This is a genomic window from Methylomonas sp. (genome assembly GCF_023228165.1).
Taxonomy (GTDB): Bacteria; Pseudomonadota; Gammaproteobacteria; order Methylococcales; family Methylomonadaceae; genus Methylomonas.
In genome coordinates, this window is sequence record NZ_JALOBS010000002.1 from 77,701 (window position 1) to 95,986 (window position 18,286).

At 49.5% G+C, this 18,286-nt stretch carries 18 protein-coding genes and 3 tRNA genes; 7 read left to right on the forward strand and 14 right to left on the reverse strand.

The features are described 5' to 3' along the window. Window position 1: 1 nt before the first annotated feature. Window positions 2-742, forward strand: coding sequence for a fumarate/nitrate reduction transcriptional regulator Fnr (fnr, locus tag M0R33_RS01690; RefSeq protein ID WP_292564102.1), 741 nt, complete (start codon window positions 2-4; stop codon window positions 740-742). Window positions 743-790: 48 nt separating this feature from the next. Here the strand turns inward: fnr and M0R33_RS01695 are convergent, their stop codons facing one another. After that, window positions 791-913, reverse strand: a complete 123-nt coding sequence (locus M0R33_RS01695; protein ID WP_292564104.1) for a hypothetical protein — start codon at window positions 911-913, stop codon at window positions 791-793. A gap of 412 nt (window positions 914-1,325) precedes the next feature. Between M0R33_RS01695 and trxC the strand changes: the two genes are divergently transcribed. After that, complete coding sequence (gene trxC, locus M0R33_RS01700) at window positions 1,326-1,760, forward strand: thioredoxin TrxC (protein WP_292564149.1); 435 nt, start codon at window positions 1,326-1,328, stop codon at window positions 1,758-1,760. Window positions 1,761-1,820: 60 nt separating this feature from the next. On the opposite strand, the gene M0R33_RS01705 is transcribed toward trxC, so the two are convergent. From M0R33_RS01705 to M0R33_RS01740, 8 genes are all read right to left on the reverse strand, one after another. Next, window positions 1,821-3,335 (reverse strand): phenylacetate--CoA ligase family protein, encoded by a 1,515-nt coding sequence (locus M0R33_RS01705; protein WP_292564152.1) that lies wholly within the window; start codon window positions 3,333-3,335, stop codon window positions 1,821-1,823. Window positions 3,336-3,375: 40 nt separating this feature from the next. Then, window positions 3,376-3,915, reverse strand: a complete 540-nt coding sequence (locus tag M0R33_RS01710; RefSeq protein WP_292564155.1) for a peroxiredoxin — start codon at window positions 3,913-3,915, stop codon at window positions 3,376-3,378. Between the two features lie 125 nt (window positions 3,916-4,040). Beyond that, window positions 4,041-5,714 carry an FHA domain-containing protein gene (locus M0R33_RS01715; RefSeq protein ID WP_292564159.1) on the reverse strand — a complete coding sequence of 558 codons (1,674 nt, stop codon included), beginning with the start codon at window positions 5,712-5,714 and terminating at the stop codon, window positions 4,041-4,043. A 505-nt stretch (window positions 5,715-6,219) separates the two neighbouring features. Next, window positions 6,220-6,295 (reverse strand) — tRNA-Glu (locus tag M0R33_RS01720). 58 nt (window positions 6,296-6,353) lie between these two features. Continuing rightward, window positions 6,354-6,429 (reverse strand) — tRNA-Glu (locus M0R33_RS01725). A gap of 25 nt (window positions 6,430-6,454) precedes the next feature. Next, window positions 6,455-6,530 (reverse strand) — tRNA-Ala (locus M0R33_RS01730). A 41-nt stretch (window positions 6,531-6,571) separates the two neighbouring features. Continuing rightward, complete coding sequence (gene gltX / locus M0R33_RS01735) at window positions 6,572-7,966, reverse strand: glutamate--tRNA ligase (protein ID WP_292564162.1); 1,395 nt, start codon at window positions 7,964-7,966, stop codon at window positions 6,572-6,574. Between the two features lie 5 nt (window positions 7,967-7,971). After that, the gene (locus tag M0R33_RS01740) at window positions 7,972-8,433 is read right to left on the reverse strand and encodes a tetratricopeptide repeat protein (protein ID WP_292564165.1); all 462 of its coding nucleotides are present in this window, start codon (window positions 8,431-8,433) and stop codon (window positions 7,972-7,974) included. Window positions 8,434-8,593: 160 nt separating this feature from the next. On the opposite strand from M0R33_RS01740, the gene M0R33_RS01745 reads away from it, so the two are divergent. Beyond that, window positions 8,594-9,772, forward strand: a complete 1,179-nt coding sequence (locus M0R33_RS01745; protein ID WP_292564167.1) for an OmpA family protein — start codon at window positions 8,594-8,596, stop codon at window positions 9,770-9,772. 55 nt (window positions 9,773-9,827) lie between these two features. Here the strand turns inward: M0R33_RS01745 and M0R33_RS01750 are convergent, their stop codons facing one another. After that, window positions 9,828-10,658: a thermonuclease family protein gene (locus M0R33_RS01750; protein ID WP_292564170.1), complete on the reverse strand. Its 831-nt coding sequence runs from the start codon at window positions 10,656-10,658 to the stop codon at window positions 9,828-9,830. Between the two features lie 12 nt (window positions 10,659-10,670). On the opposite strand from M0R33_RS01750, the gene M0R33_RS01755 reads away from it, so the two are divergent. After that, the gene (locus tag M0R33_RS01755; RefSeq protein WP_292564171.1) at window positions 10,671-11,228 is read left to right on the forward strand and encodes a DUF1415 domain-containing protein; all 558 of its coding nucleotides are present in this window, start codon (window positions 10,671-10,673) and stop codon (window positions 11,226-11,228) included. Here the strand turns inward: M0R33_RS01755 and M0R33_RS01760 are convergent. Beyond that, entirely contained in the window at window positions 11,219-11,920 is a 702-nt protein-coding gene (locus M0R33_RS01760) for a hypothetical protein (RefSeq protein WP_292564173.1), read from the reverse strand. The genes M0R33_RS01755 and M0R33_RS01760 overlap by 10 nt on opposite strands. An 89-nt stretch (window positions 11,921-12,009) precedes the next feature. On the opposite strand from M0R33_RS01760, the gene M0R33_RS01765 reads away from it, so the two are divergent. Continuing rightward, window positions 12,010-12,336 (forward strand): DUF2288 domain-containing protein, encoded by a 327-nt coding sequence (locus M0R33_RS01765; protein ID WP_292564176.1) that lies wholly within the window; start codon window positions 12,010-12,012, stop codon window positions 12,334-12,336. On the opposite strand, the gene M0R33_RS01770 is transcribed toward M0R33_RS01765, so the two are convergent. Beyond that, the gene (locus M0R33_RS01770) at window positions 12,326-12,970 is read right to left on the reverse strand and encodes a DoxX family protein (RefSeq protein ID WP_292564178.1); all 645 of its coding nucleotides are present in this window, start codon (window positions 12,968-12,970) and stop codon (window positions 12,326-12,328) included. The genes M0R33_RS01765 and M0R33_RS01770 overlap by 11 nt on opposite strands. Window positions 12,971-12,999: 29 nt before the next feature. Here M0R33_RS01770 and M0R33_RS01775 point away from each other — a divergent pair, with 29 nt between their 5' ends. After that, window positions 13,000-13,329 carry a cupin domain-containing protein gene (locus tag M0R33_RS01775; RefSeq protein ID WP_292564181.1) on the forward strand — a complete coding sequence of 110 codons (330 nt, stop codon included), beginning with the start codon at window positions 13,000-13,002 and terminating at the stop codon, window positions 13,327-13,329. Window positions 13,330-13,656: 327 nt separating this feature from the next. Here the strand turns inward: M0R33_RS01775 and M0R33_RS01780 are convergent, their stop codons facing one another. After that, complete coding sequence (locus M0R33_RS01780; protein ID WP_292564184.1) at window positions 13,657-14,952, reverse strand: DEAD/DEAH box helicase; 1,296 nt, start codon at window positions 14,950-14,952, stop codon at window positions 13,657-13,659. A gap of 146 nt (window positions 14,953-15,098) precedes the next feature. Here M0R33_RS01780 and M0R33_RS01785 point away from each other — a divergent pair, with 146 nt between their 5' ends. Beyond that, a complete protein-coding gene (locus tag M0R33_RS01785) occupies window positions 15,099-15,458 on the forward strand; it encodes a PilZ domain-containing protein (protein ID WP_292564186.1) in 360 nt (119 codons plus the stop codon). A 47-nt stretch (window positions 15,459-15,505) separates the two neighbouring features. On the opposite strand, the gene rapA is transcribed toward M0R33_RS01785, so the two are convergent. Beyond that, window positions 15,506-18,274, reverse strand: a complete 2,769-nt coding sequence (gene rapA, locus M0R33_RS01790; RefSeq protein WP_292564189.1) for an RNA polymerase-associated protein RapA — start codon at window positions 18,272-18,274, stop codon at window positions 15,506-15,508. Between the last annotated feature and the right edge of the window lie 12 nt (window positions 18,275-18,286).

The following is an 18,286-nucleotide window of genomic DNA, read 5'->3' on the forward strand; positions in this document are numbered from 1 at the left end:
TGTGCCTGAATTCAACACACAACGCATCAGTTGCCCCAACTGCAAATTAGCCGACTTATGCCTGCCCTATGGTTTACAGCCTCAGGAAGTGGCGCAACTCACCGGTATTATCAAAAACAGGCATCCGTTACAGACCGACCAGTTGCTCTATGCGCAGGGCCAAACGTGCGAAAGTCTATACGCGATAAAATCCGGCTCTTTTCGCAGCTTTATTGCCACGACGGACGGAGAGGAACAGATCATAGGCTTTTATTTGCCCGGCGAACTGATGGGCTTGGATGCCTTCCAGCACGGTCGTTTCAATTGCTCCGCCATGGCATTGGAAACGGCATCGGTCTGCGAATTACCTTTGGCCCAACTCAATGAGCTCTGCGCACACATACCCAGTTTGCAAAAACAATTGATGCGGACTTTGGGCAAGGAAATCGCATCGGATCACGACAAGATCTTGCTCGGGCATCGTCCGGCCAAACAACGCATAGCGACTTTTTTACTGATGCTTTCAAACCGCTATGCGGCGCTGGGGTTTTCAAGCACTTTGTTTAATTTGACCATGAGTCGATACGACATCGCCAATTACTTGGGCTTGACGATTGAAACCGTAAGCAGGCAATTAGGCTTGCTTGGACGGCAAGGCGTTATCACAGTCAAGCAGAGAGGGGTTATGATCAATAACATGCAAGTATTGCAGCTGATTGCCAATGCCTGCCCGCAAGCATGCACACCGGAAGCAGCTGTTTGATATTACCGCGTCATCGTCATAACCCGGCAATATCACGGCTTAAAAAGCTTACTCGGCAGTTTTAGCTGCTTCGGGTTTTGGTTTGCTCGGGCCGACGCCTTGTTCGCCACAGGCGGCCAGCAGGGTTGAAGCAGCAAGCATGATCAACAAAATTTGGCTGATTTTTTTCATACATTATTCTCTTGTTTAGTAGATTGAGTCCGCCCCCAGTTAATTCGCCGGCAGGCTAATTAATTCAGAGACCAAAAAGCCTAAGCGGCTTTCGGCCATCATGGCAGTAATCCGCATTCCTGGTTTGATATAGATCAAATGGATTGGTCTATCCTGATGCGTTTTAATATTTGCCTATAGCGGAGGCCGCCGAACTAAATTCAACCCCGCATAGCGGCCGATGTCTGAAACAGATCTATACGAATCGCCCGCCATCCCTTACTTTGATTTTCTCCACCTTGCCATGTAGAAGGTCACTTTTCAGTATATTCTTGCTAAACTCAGAGTATCCCGATCGACTGCGACGTTACCGGTAACAACCAGCCTTTTTATACTTACCTTCTTTGAGAGCTTTTATCTCCACGGCCCAGCTATGAGCGAAAACCTACATATAGTCTGCCCTCATTGTTCGGCGACTAACCGCCTGCCATCCCCACGCCTGCGGCAAAATCCGCAATGCGGCCTATGTCATCAAGCTATTTTTGACGGGCAGCCATTACAATTGAACAGCCAAAATTTTGATAAACACCTTACTCGTAACGGTATCCCGCTATTAGTGGACTTTTGGGCCGACTGGTGCGGACCATGCAAAATGATGGCGCCTGCTTTTGCGCAAGCGGCTAAATTGCTGGAACCGGATATCCGGCTCGGCAAACTGAATACGGAAACCGAAGCCGCTATCAGCGCGCGCTACAATATCCGCAGTATTCCGACGCTGATATTGTTTAAAGGCGGTCGCGAGCTGGCTCGCCAGTCAGGGGCCATGAGTACACAGGAAATCGTTCGCTGGGTGAAAGCTCACCATTAAATTGGCTTTACGCAAGATTTTCTGATAGCTCTACCAGACTCGGAACGGGAGGCGTCCGGTTTAGTCGGCCGCCTTACGGGAATAGCGATGCTTGACACCGATAGGGAAATATTCCGGGTCGGCAAAGTGATGCAAAGTCACCCGTGGCAGTTGCCGCTCTTTGGGGGTGTAATTGGCAAATTCGCTATTCAGACGCAACAATTCAGCCTTTATCGATATTGCAATAATCTCAGTCAGCGCTAGTTCCGGTTGCACATCCGGCAACAGCTCCACGGCGACATGCAGCTCCTTGTCTCCTAAGGCCGTTTCCCGCACCTGTAAAACAAACTTTCCTGTTACCCAACGCATAATGTCTGGCTGCTCCAGGCCAACCGTCACATTCTCGGGATAAATATTGGCGCCGTAATAGGACACCGTAAAGTCGGCCCGACCGAACACAAACACGAAAGGTAATGGGCGTGGCTGGAAATCCGTCGGCAAACCCAGATCCGCGACAGTATGAATACCGTGATGATTCAGAAATTCCCACATCTCATCGAAACTCAGCACCCCACCTTTATCGGCAATATGGTAACGCAGCAGCGGTACGCTGTTTTCACCGGACACCACCAGAGTGTTATCGTGCACTTCAAAGAAACGGCTACACGGATCGTATTGCACTAAAGTTGGCAGGCGTGACTCGCCAAACAAATTGCGAGCCGCGGCAGGAAGACCAGCCAGCCAACGGCGAATAGCAATACTAAAGGGTGTTTCATTGCCCAACACACCGCCATCGGCTGTACCATACAGCGAAGCCGAATCGAAGCAAGACCGAGTCGAACCGGTACGCCGGCCGAGCATACTCCGCCACTCTTCGCTGAAAACCTCGCCGGCAAACACCAACTTTGTCTGGTATGCATCCCACGCTATGCCCTCGGCCGCACCGGCATCCAACACGTCTTTAATAAACGGCGGATAACCCAGTAGTACGGTCTGCTCGAAATGCGGCGCCAGTTCGCGCACCACCCGAAATATTTCGGCCTTATTGTTGCCGGGTGTCGCCACCATCAATGGATAACCCTTGCGCGCCAAATGCCAGCAACATGAGGTGGTAAACAAACCGCCTACCCAATTTCCCAACGCGAAACAGACCACCGCCAAGGTGTTGCGCTGATCCGCGGCAAAACTATCTACAAAAACTTGCTCGAAACGTACCGCCACATCCAACTCATACGCCGCCGAACGCGGCCAAAAAGTCGGCCGACCGGTAGAGCCCGAAGACACCGCCACTCGGTCCGCACCTTGCAAATTGCCCCCCAGACAGCGCTCCGGCAACGGATACACCTGCATATAATCGGCCTTGTTTATCAAAGGCAAGCGCTGGAATGCAGGGTAATCATTAATCTCTGCCGGGATAATCCGACGCGAGTCCAAAAAATGCCGATAGGCCGGCACCTGTTCGGCGCAACGTTTAAATAATCCCAACAAGCGGCCTTGCGGGTCGGCCAAAAGCTGCTCTTCCAGTAACTGGTCAAGCGAAGTATTGATAAATCGATAAAACGCTTCTTCGGATTTCGATATATTTTGCTTAAGCATGAAACGCCACCCCAACAGCCAAAAAAATCAGTTGCGGCAACTATTGGGCCGCCTGCAGTCGCTTTAGGCTTTTCGCTACCCGGCCCGCATCCAGGGCGGGATCGACATCGTCATCTATCTGCCGAATCACCAGCGCAGGGTCGATAATAAACGTCCAGCGCTTGGCCATGTTCAACACCGGAATCTTCACGCCGTAAAGTTCCGTGACTTTGGCATCGGGGTCGGACAGCAAACTGAAGGATAGCTTGTGTTCTTCATGAAACGCCTTCAGGTCGGCAAGATCATCGGTACTGATACCGAACACCTCGGCATTCTGTGAGCGAATGGCGTTAATGGCATCGCGAAAAGCACACGCTTGCGTAGTACAGCCCGGCGTGCCGGCCTTGGGGTAGAAATACAACACCGTCCAGCCCTTTTTTTGCCGGTCTATTAAACGCATCTCGCTGCCGTCATAAGCCGTTAATTGAAACAGCGGCGCATCCTCACCGACCTGCAAAGTTTCAGCGTTTACGGCGGAAGCCCATGTCAGGCAAACCGACAAAAGCAGGCATCTAAAACCAGCACGAAAATTAACCAACATAGGCAACCTCTGAAAATTGTGTCCGAAAGGAGTTAAAACCTGCAGTGCCAAGTCGCCTTGGCAACACAGTGATGCATCTTACCAGCCCACCTCAAAAGTCAATTTAGCCGTCAAAGTGCAGAATTTCAGGATTTTAATTTGTATAACGGCGGATTAAATTTAAAGCCGAAATGTTGCGGGTCTTCGCCTATCACGGCGGCGGAAAAAATATAAAACACATAATCGCGGGTTTCAGTGGGCAATTCGTAATTTTGTAGGAATTTCCAAAAGTTCCTGTCCCGTGGATTATCCGGCATTTGCTTAATCATATTTTTCACCCGGTTATCGCCGTAGTTATAACTGGCCATCACCAATAATCCCGAGGCCTGGGCTTCGGTGCTATAAATTTTGCGGAGATATTTAATGCCCGCCTGGGTGGCCCGGGCGAAATCGAAACGCTCATCCTGTTCATCATATTCACGCAGATCGGCAAGCGGTCCCGGCGATATGCCGTATTCTTGCGCGGTACTTGCCAGCAACTGCCAAGCCCCCTTGGCGATGCCAAACCGGGTCTCGGGACCTATCGCACGCGTATCGTAATTGCTTTCTTGCAACGGCAGATAGATAAAATACAAGGGCAGACCGTATGTTTCCAACGTGGCTATAACCGGCTGTAACAAATGGTTTTTCTCCAAGGTGCTTATAGCAGTCTGCAACCTTGATGTGCCCTGCCAGTACTGAATATATTTACGTACCTCGGAAACAAACTCTTCCGGCAATTCCAATTCACTTTCACCCAATTCGCGCGCCACCTTGGCAATTAATTGGTTTTCATATTGTGTAGTGGTCGGGAATCTTAACCTAAGGCTGTTGGCTTCTTCGACATACTGCCGGTATTTGGCCTTCATGCTCGCCAAGCGCGCCCTTTCCTGACGCATGCGCAACCTTTCGGCGGCAATTTTCTCCTGCTGCAATTTCAATTGCTCTTGGGATATTCTGAGTTTTTCGGTGTTAATTGCCGCCAGCGTTTCATCCAAAACGGCGGCACTTTCTTCCAACTTAATATCAGCCAGCGAGATATTGACCTCCAGCGATTTAATGTCGTAAAACATATCAATCGCCAATTTTCGGGTATTTTCCAAAGCGATTTGTTGATAGGTCACCAAGGCTACCGCCAACCCGAAAAGCCCCGCCAAAGTCCAAATCACTTTTTTATAACTCTTGGAGCGCTTGACACGATCTTTATGAATTACCCGCCGGGCCATCAGCGTGTAATCGCCCATATCCGGACTATCTTCCTTGGCCATTAAGCGCGCCTCAATATCGGCCTGCGATACATTCCGGTGTAATGCGGCAGTTTCTGCTTGAGTACTAGGGTTTAAAACAGTTGCGGTAGTCGCGGGAGAGGAAGGGGCGGCAGGTAGCGAATGGGTATGCTGCTGTATTCTAAGATAAAAACCCGCAACACCCAGGGCAATCAGAACCGGAAAATGCAAGGCCTCTTTGTTGGGTATCAAACGCCCATCTATGAAAATGCCATTTGTGCTCTTAAGATTATATAGCCACCAACCACCCGCCTCCCTCTTGATCTCCATATGGTAGCGGCTAACCACATCATCAGAAATGACAATACCATTATCCCCTGCCCGCCCCACTGTAAAACGGTCGGCAAACTTAAAATGCCCAAGGACTTCTCCTTGAATATTTAATAAGTCAACCGCCAGCTCATCCCTTTTATTTGGCGCCAATACAGTACGATCATCGTCCTGATTTGCATGTGCAGTATTGTTTGGCTTGATTCTGGTTTTGTCATCGTTCATTGGAATTGGCTACCAATCAAGTACGTTTTATTAGCAATCCGCCATTCGGTCCCGCCGGATTTTGACAAACACTTTACTCTGCGAATGCTTTAAAGCTATAAACTAAATTTCTCCCGTAGCCCGATTTAAGTCGAGGCCGTTTCGATTGTAATACACTTCGAAATAGTCAACGGTAAACTTGTTAAGGATCGCTGCAAATCGGCAGGCTTTCCGCAAAAGTACTGTTAAACCGGCAAGCAGAATTGAAAATTGCAATTTTTGAATGGGGGAACGGCTTTGATGATAGGCGGACACTATTGCGAGTGACCTGCAAATTGTCATGACGGCTTAGGCTGACTTGGAATTATTAGCCCTTTCGGCATACCGAATACCGACAAGAGAGAGAAAGCTATCATTGATCGGGATCGCCCAACTCGAATGCCAGTGTTAAAAATCAGAATTTCACGAACAGACATGCCGCCATCAGATAATGTAAACATCACCAAAGGCGGAATTTGAAAATAATTGGCGTCCCCACGGGGGTTCGAACCCCGGTTACCGCCGTGAAAGGGCGGTGTCCTAGGCCACTAGACGATGGGGACTTAGAACTGGTGCAGTCTTCTGCGATTTAATGCTGTTTAACTTTTTGCCAACCGAAATTGGCGTCCCCACGGGGGTTCGAACCCCGGTTACCGCCGTGAAAGGGCGGTGTCCTAGGCCACTAGACGATGGGGACTAAGACTTTAAACAATCAACTGCGTTGGTGGAGCCAAGGAGGATCGAACTCCTGACCTCTTGCATGCCATGCAAGCGCTCTCCCAGCTGAGCTATGGCCCCGTAGTCGAGACCGCGCATTATACTGACATTTACCGCCTTGTCTAGCTATTTTTTATAAAGCTGATCGCACGGGCGATTCGATCCAGGGTTTTTTCTTTACCCAGCAAATACAGGGTCACATCGATGGCCGGCGATACACCGCAACCGCAAACGGCAACCCGCAAAGGCTGAGCAACCTTACCCAGGTTTAAGTGCAACTGTTCGGCGCTATCCAGCACCACTTGATGCAAAGCTTCTGCCTCCCATGCCTCAATCGCGTCGAAACGGCTCCACAGATGTTGTAATATCTCATCCACACCCGCCTTGAAGTTTTTCTTGACGGCTTTTTCGTCATAAGCTGCAAAATCGCGATAGAAATACAGGCTGTCCTCAGCCATATCCACCAGGGTTTTACAGCGCTCCCTTTGCGCCTTAACCACTTCGGCCAATGCCGGCCCACTGGCGGGGTCGATACCCCGCTCGCCCAAATGCCAACTTAAATGATGGGCCACATGGGCGGGATCGCTGGTCATAATGTATTGGTGATTCAGCCAAATCAACTTTTCGGTATTAAATGTCGATGCCGACACATTGACTTTTTCCAACTCAAACAGCTCAATCATCTCATCAATACTGAACAATTCCTGGTCGCCATGCGACCAACCCAGACGCACCAGATAATTCAATAAGGCTTCGGGCAAATAACCGTCATTGCGATACTGCATCACACTGACCGCACCGTGGCGTTTGGACAGACGTGCGCCGTCCGCACCCAAAATCATCGGCACGTGCGCATACACCGGCAGTTGCGCAGCCAAGGCTTTTAAAATGTTGATCTGTCGCGGGGTATTATTGACATGGTCATCGCCGCGGATGACATGAGTCACCCCCATATCCATATCGTCGACCACTACAGTCAGATTATAGGTCGGCGTACCGTCGGAACGGGCGATGATCAAATCGTCCAACTCCTTGTTGGCCACCACGATACGACCCTTGACCAGATCGTCGATAACGACCTCGCCCTGCTCGGGGTTTTTGAAGCGCACCACCCGCTCGCCACTACTCTCCGAGCCGTTCCGACACTTACCGTTGTAACGCGGCTTCTCCTTGGCAGCCATTTGCTGTTCACGCAAAGCATCCAGCTCTTCCCGGCTGCAATAGCAATAATAGGCGTCACCTTGATCCAGCAACTGCTGAATCACCTCTTTATAGCGGTCGAACCGATGAGTTTGATAGAAAGGCCCTTCGTCATACTCCAAACCCAGCCAAGTCATGCCTTCCAAAATGGCATTGACGGAGTCCTGGCTGGAGCGCTCCAGATCGGTATCTTCGATGCGCAGAATAAATTTGCCGCCATGTTTTCGGGCATACAACCATGAAAATAGAGCTGTTCTGGCGCCCCCCACATGCAAGTAACCGGTGGGACTAGGGGCAAAGCGGGTTCTTATACTCATGTCTATTATTTACCTGTTAAAAATCTTTTTGCATATTCTGCTGGAATCGAGCGCGCCGCATTGAAACGCATCGCCTGATAATTAAACTGCACACTGCCTTTTGCCGCCGGGTTTTTACCTAAAATAGCCAGCGAGGTACCATGCCCTTGTTTAGCGGCTTTTTCGTACCATCGGGTTGCCTGGTCGCGATCGGCAGTCACGCCTATACCTCGATCGTAAAACGCCCCCATCACTACTTGGGCATCGACGATGCCCTGATTGGCCGACTTTTCCATCCATTCGGCAGCTAGCTTTTCATCTTTTTCCAGCCCTTCTCTACCTAAAAGATAGAGTGACGCCAATTTGGCTTGCGCTTGCGAATCACCTTGCCGCGCCGCTTGCATAATTTGTTCGGCAGTTTCAGCCCCTGCTTTACCACACATAAAAATCAAGGCAAAAACACCGATTAAGCGAGTTAATCTAAACATGGCGCGCGCTCCGCAAAAACCTGTATTATTTCACGGCGGGCGTTTAAGTTGAACGTAAGCTGTAAAAAATAAGATATCAGACTGGAATAGCAGCCAAATAATGCTAGACTCCTAACTAAGGGTAAATTACCGATATTCAAAAACAAACGGGAGATTTTTAATGCAGAAAATGCTTACTTTAACCGCGGCCTTAACCGTCGCACTATTGTCAGGTTGCGCGACGCAATCCAGCAATAATTTTCAAGCCTTTCAAGCCGACGATCTGAACGCTCAAGTTCAAGGCGGCTTACTTGTGCAAAAAACCAATAGCTTTTTCGTGTTGAATGACTCTTCGTCTTCAATGAGTAAAACCTATTTGAATTCAGCGGAATACAGCGGCACCAAACTGGATGTCGAAAAAAATCTGCTGAACAAGTTCAACAGAACCATTCCCGACATTACCTTATCTTCGGGTTTGCGTAGTTTTGGCTTCGGTCCTTGCGTGCACTGGGGCGCTACTCAACTGAACCAACCGCTACAAAGCTATTCAGCCAGCGGCTTTGAAAGCGCCATTACATCCATGCACTGCTCAAGCGGCGGCACACCCTTGGCTACAGCAATGAGCGAAAGCAATAAAGATATAGCTTCCGCCCCAGGCAATATTGCTTTGATTGTCTTCAGCGACGGCATGGATGAAGTATCTCCGGTACCTGCCACGGAAGCATTGAAAGCCCAATATGGCGACAGATTGTGCGTTTATACCGTGTGGGTTGGCAACGACGCCGATATAGCCGGCCAAGCAGGCTTACAGGAAATCGTAAGCACCGCCGGTTGCGGTATGGCGACCGACGCCAATGCGATTTCGAACCCCGCAGGCATGAGCGATTTTGTTAAACAGGTGTTCTTCAAACCAGGCTCACCTCAGGATTGCTCTACCCAAGATGATGATCTTGACGGCGTCAACAACTGTGCCGACAAATGCCCCGATACACCAAAAGGTGCGATCGTCGATAAGCACGGCTGCTGGGCATTCCATGGCGTGTTATTCGATTTCGACAGCGATAAAGTCAAATCGAAATACCACCCCATGATCAAAAATGCGGTTGACGTGATGAAACTCAACCCAGGCTTGACGATTGAGATTGAAGGCCACACCGACAGCTACGGCAGCGACGCCTATAACCAAAAACTATCCGAACGCAGAGCGGTATCGGTGAAAAATGAACTGGTTAGCCAGGGCGTTAACGGCAAGCGTTTGACTACCGTGGGTTTTGGTGAATCCCAACCAGTCGAATCCAATGATACTGATGAGGGCCGTGCTTATAACCGCCGCGTCAATTACAAACGCACCGACAAATAACATTCGGCGTTAACCCAAAAGGGAGGTTCTGCCTCCCTTTTTTTTGCCTGCCATTTCAATCCTGCAATCGCTTTATGTCGCCGGGGTGGCGAACCTGCAGGGCAAACCGGTCTTTACTTTTAGCCACCCACCCTCTGGCTTCAATCGCCTGACCGACATAGTTTCGCAGCGGCGGAAATAAGCGTTGATTCTTGTTCTCTATGCGCACGGAAACGTTATCGGAAAACTGCAAATAGCTGTATTTGGCCGTTTGTTTTAACGCCCGTATCCGGCCTGTCACACGTTTCCAGCCTTTATAATTTTCAGCGTTCAAGACACGAAATGGCCGGGGGGCATAACTTTGTAGACCCCAAATCCCCAACTTGGCCTGTTCGGCATTTTGCTGAGCCTCAAGCAAGGCCCCCAAGTATTTTAGATTGGGCGGATAGATATTCACAGCCGCCAATCCCAGTCTCACCAACTCCAAATTGATATGCCGCTTATCTTCGGCAAACACATAGGCCAAGCTACGCTGATATTTATCATGCTTTTCAACATCAACTTCCAGCCTGACTTTTTTATGCTCGATCCGCTGCCTTAACCAGGCCTTGGCTTGCTCCCCACCAGCTTCGGCATTTTTGTGGCGACCGGCAATTTCAGGGGTATTCACCCCTAACAAACGTACTTTCTGCCCATTGCTCAACAAAATCGTGTCACCATCAAAGACTTTTTCCACTCGATAGTAACTTGGCTCCGGTTCTACTGCTAAAATCTTGGCATTCGCTTGCTTACGATCCGAGTAATGATGCCGTCCCTGTTTATCGGTCCATTCAAACACCTGAGCATGTACCACTAGCGGCAATACTGCCAGCAGGCAAACTCGAAATGCCGCGGTATTATTCAACATATTTGACACCTTATGATCAGCGACCAACACATAATCAGCGCCACCCAAAATTGGCTTAACACCTTCATTATTACCTTTAATATTTGTCCGTTCGCCCGCCGGGAACAACAAAGAAACAGTATTCGTTATCGGGTTTCGCACGCGGACCACACAGAAACAACACTGGAAACCTTAATCGAAGAATGCCGGTTTCTGGATGCAAACCCCGAAATAGAAACCACACTGCTGATTTTACCGAACGGCTTTAAGGATTTTGACGACTATTTGGATATGCTGGACATTGCCGAGCGATTAGTACAAGCGCAGCACTATGAAGGAATTTACCAACTAGCCAGTTTTCACCCCGACTATTGCTTTGAAATGGCCAGCGAGTTGGGTCGGGACGATCCAGCCAATTACACCAACCGCTCGCCCTACCCCATGCTGCATGTGATCCGCGAATCGAGCATAGAACGCGCAGTGGCTACATATCCCGACCCGGAAAACATCCCGGCCCGCAATATCAAACTGACTCGCGAACTGGGCCTGGAAAAGTTACAAACCCTTTTGGCGGCCTGCCATCAAGAATAGTAATCGAAGTCTTCGGTCTTTTTCAGCTTGAACGAAGGTTCGGCATTGATTTTGGTGTCGACCAATTTTTCTCTCACCGGTTCAGGCTGGGCCTTTAAGGCTTCGATAAACTCTATAAACCATGTTGTCTGTTTAACATTATCCATGTCCTCGTCTTTGAGGATATTGGTTTGATCCGGCAAACTGCCGAAATCCTTGGCTTGCTGCAAGAATTGCTGACAAGCCTGTTCGTCACCACGCAAGGCATTGATGCATGCCAAATTGTAGGCCGCGCTGCCTTTTTGAATCCGGCAGGCTTTTTCAAAAAAATCTTCCGCCAAACCATACAAACTTGATTTGCCTTCTTCAGGACTGATGCGGGCCAATTCCATAAACGCCACCCCGCCGTCAATGGCTGCACCCAGATAATTAGGCGCAGTCAGCAAACAAAACGAAAACTTGGAAATGGCATCTTCATAAATTTCAATGGCTTCGAGTACCGACTTGCTTCTAGCTTCATGCAATAAGGCAAAACCCCAGTGATATAAGGCTTCCGAGAACATCAAATTATCGGCGATAACACTGGCAAAGCCTTGATAGGCGCTTTTATAGAGTTGCTCCGCTCGACCTTCCTCGCTTTTACGGGCTTGCGCCACTTGTTTGACGGCGGCATCCAGAGTGGAACGCTTTTTAATGGAACTCAAAAGTGACATGACTGACTCCTCACTAGTCTGTTGTGCGGCAGGTTGCGATAAAATAGCCGCAAAGTCTACAACATCACCGCACATAACCGGAACATAAAATGACAGACACTCTCCGCGACATGGAAAAAGCCAAGCTCAACCAGGAAACCTCACTGATCTCCTGGCTGGAATTGCAGCGCTTTTTTGCCGCCGGCCTGGCCATAAGCGTCGAAAAAGAGCTGGATCTGATAGAAGTAGCCTATCAGTTTTCCATAGATAACAAACAGATGGTGCAAGACTGGCTAAAAGCCAAGCGCATCGCTCCCGTTTCCGATCAGCTGGCTGGAGCCTGGTTCGACAATAAAGCCGATGTTTGGGCGGTTGTGGTTAAACCCTGGATTTTAGTGCAAGACGCAACCGCTCGCCCAAGCCCAATCAATCATTGAAATAACGGCGCACCAACCAATAATCCACGCTGACAAACCTGCCACCGCCCATAAAAAACAACACTAGCAACATAATAAAATAGGTTGCGGCGAATTCGATACCGTTGTTCAAGATCACCAGGCTACCGTTTTCGGTCAACCATTGAAAATCTCCCTGGGACTGCAAGATATCCTTGGCTTGTTGCAAACGTTCTACTGCTCCCACCGTGCGATCGGTGGCAAATAACCCGCTACCCGTTGCCACAGCCAACCAGCCATTGCTCCAATGCGTGGTAATGGCGGCAAACACCATAATCACCATTAAAGGCAACGCTATCAGCCGGGTCGCCAAGCCGAACAGTAATAGCAACGCCCCCACCGTTTCAAGCAAGGCCACCAAAAATACCAACAGATAAGGAGCCGGCAAGCCCAGCCCCCACTCGGTATTCCCAAACCATTCGGCTGTTTCGGAAAAATTAGTGAATTTTTTGCTGCCGGCCATCCAGAACACAGGCACCAAATATAAGCGAAGCAACAACGGCGCCAGAAAATCCAGAAACCGAGCCTTGTCAAACGCTCGCCTAAGCATTCCTACCGTATTGGGCGTTTTTTCAATCACTAACGCCATGAATTCAGAAAACGATTTATTATTCATGTCCCCTCCTCGTATAACCAGCTTGAGAAATGAACATCAGCCCCATATCCTTGTTTGCCGATATTCCCCGACATCTACCTGAAGAATTATGCCAAACGCTGCTTGAGAATCCCACCGTTCGCATCGAACGCATATTATCTAAGGGACACTATAGCGCAGAAAACGCTTGGTACGATCAAGAACAAACCGAATGGGTGATATTGTTGCAAGGAAAAGCCCGGCTCAGCTTCATGGACGACGAGCCTGTCGAACTGTCCCCCGGCGACTATCTGTTATTACCCGCGCATTGCAAACATCGGGTGGATTGGACCACCGCCGATCAGGTGAGCATTTGGCTTGCAATCCATATCTACGACTAATTTAGAGATGCAAAGGCTACATTCACCCCGTTTTCACAGAATAAAGCCTTACATGCCTCAACGCTTGTTGACCGGTTACGCCCGCCGAGATAGAGAAATCCAGTCGCGGGTGGCATTGCTTGATTTAAGCTACCCAAGCTGAATAGATTAGACGTATTAAAGCCCATTCTCTCCGACATCCTAACCCGAATACAACTTGTCGTTATTCCGACCGTTTCGGATCAGGAACGCGATATCATCAGCAATTATGCGCTAGTGTAACGTCATCATCACCGACCACAACCCGCACCTATACCGTCTAAAATCTTAGCAACGCTTTACGCAAAACTAACCGCGGGATCGGCTTTTGCCGCCACCGCCGCTCGGTTTGTTCTGCCCGGCGACTCCCGGCCGCCTTTTGTCCGCCGGACGACGTTTAGTTTGATTTTGCTTCGGCGAGGTTGTGTTCTTTTCGGACGATTTGGGCTTACTGTCGGTCACGGTTAATGAGACTTTTTCATAGCCGGTATCGGCCACTTGCGGTATCGTTTTTTTCAACAATTTTTCGATGGCGGCCAATAGATAAGCCTCTTCCTGATCGACCAAGGAAATCGCCTGCCCATCTGCTCCCGCCCGACCGGTGCGGCCAATGCGATGCACATAATCTTCCGCCACTTGCGGCAAATCGAAATTGACTACATGCGGCAATTGTTCGATATCCAAACCGCGCGCGGCAATATCGGTGGCAATCAAGGCGGTGATTTTACCGGCTTTGAATTCTTCCAAAGCCCTAACCCGGGCTCCCTGACTTTTATCGCCATGCAAGGCGGAACAACGAATGCCGTCTTTGATCAGTTGCTTCGCCAAACGGTCGGCACCATGCTTGGTGCGGACAAATACCAGCACTTGTTGCCAATCTCCGTTGCCGATCAGATACGACAACAACTCTCGCTTATATTCCCGTTTGATCGGATACACCAGTTGCGACACGGTATCGGCTGCGGCATTTTTTCTGGCAACGGCAATCTCCACCGGATCATTTAAAATCTGCTCGGCCAATGCGCTAATTTCCGGTGCATAGGTTGCCGAAAACAACAGATTTTGCCGTTTGGCCGGCAACAGGGCAATAATTTTACGTATATCGCGAATAAAGCCCATATCCAACATCCGGTCGGCCTCATCCAGCACAAAATGCTGGACTTGGGAAAGGCTCAAGTGCTGCTGATGAATCAAATCCAACAGACGCCCCGGCGTGGCTATTACAATATCGGTACCGCGCTGGATTTTTTGGATCTGCGGATTAATGCTGACACCGCCGAAAATCGCTTCGGCAAAAAACGGCAAATGCTTTCCGTAGGTTCTGACACTTTCATATACCTGCATGGCCAGTTCGCGAGTAGGCGTTAATATCAATACTCGCACCGGACGCGGCTTTTGCGGCATCGATTGCTGCTGCAAAATCTGCAGCAACGGTAAGGTAAACCCCGCCGTTTTACCGGTACCTGTCTGCGCCCCCGCCAAAACATCGCGTCCTTGCAAAATGACTGGAATGGCTTGGGCCTGAATCGGCGTGGGTGTTTGATAGCCTTGTTCCGCAACAGCTTGAAGCAGTTGCTCGGAGAGAGCCAATTCTGAAAACAACATTCATTAACCTTAAATAAGCGCCGTCTCTAACGGCAAATTAAATCATCCCGCGAATGGTATTTTTATAAAAAACCTATACAATTCGGTATGGCTGTAAAAAAACGATCCTAGGCAGGCAAGCATAAACGCTAGATGGAGAAAACCGCATGAAGCCAGAGAAACGCATCCACAAACGCATCAAACCCAAAGGCTTGCGGGCTGGGTTAATTTTTAACTCGGAACAACAAGAAATTGCCTTGGATGCGGACATTATAGACATTAGCTATACGGGTATCCGAGTCAAACTAAAACAACCCATCGCCACGGATCTGACCGGCAATATCAGGATTAACATGCTATTGCCTGAATCGAATACGCCTTTCTGCGTGCATGGCATCTTAAAACATCAACCCTCGAACGACGAGTGCGGCCTGCATTATGTCGATCACCTGCACGGTTCTATCGATGATCTGATGTTCGAATGCGTGGAACTTGACGAAACCACGGTCTTGATCAAAACGACTTAACCTGATCGCTCCGGATTAAAGACCTGCGTATCGACGAACACCGTCGATTAACTGGTGATGACGAATCGCACCGCATCCAGTCTTAATTGCGCATCCTGGATACTTTCGTGCGCAAGCATGGTCATTTCTTTTAATTGTTGAATTTCCTGATCCTTGATACCGGGGTTAATTTTCTTCAACCTGACCATGCGCTTGATTTCACCGGTGAACGCCGCAACCATGCGGTTGCTGCTTTCGGCGATTAGACCCTGCATCAATGTTTTAGCCTTTTGTTCGCCGACGCCGATCATATCTTGAATATGTTGGCGCTGGCTGTTTAAGAACTGGCTAACCTGCTCTTTATCGACACTCTCCGGGGTATCAAGCATGGAGTCGTGAGGGATCGCAGCCGTTAAATCCTTTTTATGCTGATCGATCAACACCCTCAGTGGCGTATGCGGTAAAAAGCGGCCTATCTGTAACTCAGCGGGCGCACTGCATTCCACCACGAACAACAATTCCAAAAAAAACTGCCCGGCTTTCAAGTTCGGCTGCTTAATGATACTGGCGACAGCGTTGCCGGTTTCGCTGGACAACACCAAATCCATAGCCGACAACACCATGGGGTGTTCCTGGGTCAGAAACTGCATATCCTCCCGCGCCAAGGCAATGTCCCTATCCACGGTAACGGTCAAGCCGTCATCTTGCAGCATCGGAAAATGCGCAATACGCAAATTCTCGCTCGGCCAAAGAATATGACACTGTTTGGAATGATACTCGACATCCACCCCATAGCAGTCAAACAGCGCTTCCATATAAGGCCACAAACTGCCGTCGCTTTCGATCATTTTCAGTTGCCGAATCAACTCGGCCGCTTCCGCCGGTCGACACGAGTTTAACTCCAGCAATTGATCGCGGCCATTTTGCAATTCGACTTCTATTTGGGCGGTGAGGATTCGGGTAACGGCAATAAAGTCCTCGACATCCTTCTGCTCCCGGCTAACCAATAAAGCGTTTAATTGAGCATCCATCCGCTTGGCGACATGGCCGGCCGCGGAACAGTTATGTCTAAAGGCGTCCAGCCCTTCTTCGTACCAACGAAACAGCAGGTGCTGCGGACTATTCACTAAATAAGGAATGTGAATGTGAATCACGTGTTTTTGGCCGATGCGATCAAGTCGACCAATACGCTGTTGTAACAAATCCGGATTGCGCGGCAAATCGAATAAGATTAAATGCCGGACAAATTGAAAGTTCCGGCCTTCACTACCGATTTCGGAACATAGCAACACTTGCGCCCGACTTTCGTCGTCGGCAAAAAATGCCGCGGCCCGGTCTCTCTCGACGATACTCATACCTTCATGAAACACCGCCGCCACATGCCCCAAACGTTGGCGTAATAGCTGGTCCAGCTGAATCACCGTCTCCGCGCGTTGACAGATCAGCAAGGCTTTTTCATCGCCCAGTGCCTTTAATTTATCCACCAACCACTCAAAATACGGACTACATGCCAAATCGGTGCCCGGCTCACCCTGTAACGGATAGCCGTAACGCTCTCGATCAGGAAAGCCTTGCACGGTATGCCTGGAGTTTCTGAACAAAATCCGCCCGGTGCCGTGATGATCCAGCAACAACCTGATCAATTCTTCCCGTACCGTTGTATCATTCGGCTGCGCATTGAATTGTTGCAACAGAGTTTCGACATTGTCCTGCCGCAGCAATCTTTTCAGCTGCGCTTGTCCGTCCGTCCCCAATGCTTGACCGAAGATCAACCGATTGGCCAACTCGGCAACCGGGGCAAACTGGCTTTCTTCCGCGACGAATTGTTGAAAACTGTAAAAACGATCCGGATCCAGCAACCGCAACCGGGCAAAGTGACTTTCCCTGCCTAATTGTTCCGGCGTCGCTGTCAGCAAAATCAAACCTTCAACGCTATTGGCCAATTGTTCGACAAATAGATAATCCGCACTGGGCGCCGCTTCGCTCCATTCCAGATGATGGGCTTCATCAACCACGACCATATCCCAGCCCGCATCTAAGGCCTGCGATTGGCGCTCGGGGAAATCGGCAAAAAACTGCTGACTGCACAGCACTAATTGCTCCGTGGAAAACGGATTCTCCTCCAGACTCGCCAGACAACGGGTTTCATCCAACAGACTGAAGCGCAGATTGAAGCGGCGGATCATCTCCACCAACCATTGATACATCAGGGCTTCCGGCACTAAAATCAAAACGCGTTGACTCAATCCGTTAATCAAACGATGTTGCAAAATCAATCCGGCTTCAATAGTTTTACCCAACCCCACTTCGTCCGCCAGCATGATCCTGGGGGCAATACGGTTGGCAGCCTGATGGGCAATATATAGCTGATGCGGAATCAACGCGGCTCTCGCACCCTGCAATCCCTTGACCGCCGATTGTTGATGCTGCTGCTGGCGACGCCACGTTTCATAACGCAAGCTAAACCAAGCACTAGGATCGAATTGCCCTGTAAACAAACGATCCTGCGGCTTATTAAACTGAATGTGATGATTTAATTCCATCTCATCGATTTGCTGAAACTGGCCATCCTCATCCAACCCAAAATAACTCAGCAAGCCGTTGTGTTGCAGCACTTGTTGCACGGTAATTTTGCAATACTCGGTGGATTCAACCGTATCACCTTCGCCAAACTGTACCCGAGTCAACGGCGCATTGTCCCGCGCATATATTCGTTTGTCGCCGGTGGCGAGAAACAATACCGTAACGCGGTTAAATTCCGCTTCTAAAATCATACCTAAGCCGAGTTCCGACTCGGTATTACTAATCCAGCGCTGACCGGGGATAAAATCGTTCATTAAATAACGTAT

Bases quoted from the DNA above. Each gene is read 5' to 3' on its own strand.
- M0R33_RS01695 (WP_292564104.1), bottom strand. From the start codon at position 913: ATGAAAAAAATCAGCCAAATTTTGTTGATCATGCTTGCTGCTTCAACC.
- trxC (WP_292564149.1), top strand. From the start codon at position 1,326: ATGAGCGAAAACCTACATATAGTCTGCCCTCATTGTTCGGCGACTAAC.
- M0R33_RS01705 (WP_292564152.1), bottom strand. From the start codon at position 3,335: ATGCTTAAGCAAAATATATCGAAATCCGAAGAAGCGTTTTATCGATTT.
- M0R33_RS01710 (WP_292564155.1), bottom strand. From the start codon at position 3,915: ATGTTGGTTAATTTTCGTGCTGGTTTTAGATGCCTGCTTTTGTCGGTT.
- M0R33_RS01715 (WP_292564159.1), bottom strand. From the start codon at position 5,714: ATGAACGATGACAAAACCAGAATCAAGCCAAACAATACTGCACATGCA.
- gltX (WP_292564162.1), bottom strand. From the start codon at position 7,966: ATGAGTATAAGAACCCGCTTTGCCCCTAGTCCCACCGGTTACTTGCAT.
- M0R33_RS01740 (WP_292564165.1), bottom strand. From the start codon at position 8,433: ATGTTTAGATTAACTCGCTTAATCGGTGTTTTTGCCTTGATTTTTATG.
- M0R33_RS01745 (WP_292564167.1), top strand. From the start codon at position 8,594: ATGCAGAAAATGCTTACTTTAACCGCGGCCTTAACCGTCGCACTATTG.
- M0R33_RS01750 (WP_292564170.1), bottom strand. From the start codon at position 10,658: ATGTTGAATAATACCGCGGCATTTCGAGTTTGCCTGCTGGCAGTATTG.
- M0R33_RS01755 (WP_292564171.1), top strand. From the start codon at position 10,671: ATGATCAGCGACCAACACATAATCAGCGCCACCCAAAATTGGCTTAAC.
- M0R33_RS01760 (WP_292564173.1), bottom strand. From the start codon at position 11,920: ATGTCACTTTTGAGTTCCATTAAAAAGCGTTCCACTCTGGATGCCGCC.
- M0R33_RS01765 (WP_292564176.1), top strand. From the start codon at position 12,010: ATGACAGACACTCTCCGCGACATGGAAAAAGCCAAGCTCAACCAGGAA.
- M0R33_RS01770 (WP_292564178.1), bottom strand. From the start codon at position 12,970: ATGAATAATAAATCGTTTTCTGAATTCATGGCGTTAGTGATTGAAAAA.
- M0R33_RS01775 (WP_292564181.1), top strand. From the start codon at position 13,000: ATGAACATCAGCCCCATATCCTTGTTTGCCGATATTCCCCGACATCTA.
- M0R33_RS01780 (WP_292564184.1), bottom strand. From the start codon at position 14,952: ATGTTGTTTTCAGAATTGGCTCTCTCCGAGCAACTGCTTCAAGCTGTT.
- M0R33_RS01785 (WP_292564186.1), top strand. From the start codon at position 15,099: ATGAAGCCAGAGAAACGCATCCACAAACGCATCAAACCCAAAGGCTTG.
- rapA (WP_292564189.1), bottom strand. From the start codon at position 18,274: ATGAACGATTTTATCCCCGGTCAGCGCTGGATTAGTAATACCGAGTCG.